Raw genomic sequence first — 1,313 nt, forward strand, 5'->3', positions numbered from 1 at the left:
TGTCTTAGCCCCCTAAATAGCTGGACATAGATTCTACAAAGTATCACTTTTAACTTTGTAGCAATCATGAGCAAAAAACGAAAAACCTGGACCGCCGACGAGAAGCTGGCTATCCTTCAGGAAGCTGAACAGGCCGGAGTCACGGCCACCATTCGCAAACACGGCATTTACTCCAATACCTTCTACCAGTGGCGGGAGAAGCTACAGACTCAGGGCAAAGAGGCTTTAGCCAACCCTTATCAGAAAACCAATCCCGAACTCAAGCGCCTTCAAGTGGAGAATCTACGCCTGAAGCAACTGCTGGCTGAAAAGGAATTGGCCTTGCAGATTAAGGATGAACTGCTAAAAAAAAGCCTATCCCGACCCAAACTAAGCTCCTAGTGGCCAGCACCTTCACTCAGCAAGGAACACCTGTCCGCTTTGTGCTAGCTCAGCTAGGGCTAGCTCCCAGTGTGTTCTACTACCGACCAACTGTGGGCAAAAAGGGGTGTTCTCCCCTAGGGTACACCTTATTTGCTCCGGCTGGCGTATTTGTCACCGACGAGGAAGTAGTAGCTCTCATCAAAGCGTTGTTTCACCAGGAGTTTGTCGACTACGGCTATATCAAGACCACTCATTGGCTGCGTCAGCAGGGCTACGCCATCAACCGCAAAAAAGTTTATCGGCTCCTGAAAGAGCATCGACTCTTGCTGAGCCGGCTCTATCGCGACCGGGCGGGCAAGCACTTTGTGCAGTACCGAGTCCCTAAACCCGTAAAGCCTTTTGAGCATTTGGAAACGGATTTGAAGTACATCTATGTGGCCGGGCAGGGCCGTAATGCCCTGTTAATTTCCATTGTGGATGTGCTGAGCCGGGCTATAGTAGGCTTCAAGTTCCAGTTCTCTATCACCAAACATGATGTGGTTGGGCTCATCAAGCAGGTCTTACAGCAGTATTGCTTTCCCCTGAAAGTGACACTGCGCAACGACAATGGTAGCCAGTTTGAGGCCAAGTTGGTTCGGGAGTACTTACAGCAGATGCACATTGACCAGGAGTTCAGTCATGTGGCCACACCCCAGGACAATGGGCATATCGAGTCTTACCATAGCATTGTCGAACACGTAATCTGTCGCCGGTATGAGTTTGCCAGTTTGGCGGAGGCCGACCAAACGATCGAGCGTTTTGTTGACTTTTACAACCACGAACGCTTACATTCGGGACTGGGGTATCAATGTCCGGCCAGTTTCTTATCGAAGCAGGGCATAAGGCTGCCTAGACTCAAAATAAAATCCGTAATAATAGAATCTGTGTCCAACTTATAGGGGGCTAAACCA

General features: G+C 49.7%; 2 protein-coding genes. Both read left to right on the plus strand.

Features of this window, described 5'->3' with window-relative positions; genetic code table 11:
• Positions 1-66: 66 nt before the first annotated feature.
• Entirely contained in the window at positions 67-381 is a 315-nt protein-coding gene (locus tag ABD931_RS29060; protein WP_345271638.1) for a transposase, read from the plus strand.
• The gene (locus tag ABD931_RS29065) at positions 381-1,301 is read left to right on the plus strand and encodes an IS3 family transposase (RefSeq protein ID WP_345271639.1); all 921 of its coding nucleotides are present in this window, start codon (positions 381-383) and stop codon (positions 1,299-1,301) included. Before ABD931_RS29060 ends, ABD931_RS29065 begins: the two co-directional genes overlap by 1 nt.
• The last annotated feature ends 12 nt before the right edge of the window (positions 1,302-1,313 follow it).

Source organism: Nibrella viscosa, assembly GCF_039541875.1.
Taxonomy (GTDB): Bacteria; Bacteroidota; Bacteroidia; order Cytophagales; family Spirosomataceae; genus Nibrella; species Nibrella viscosa.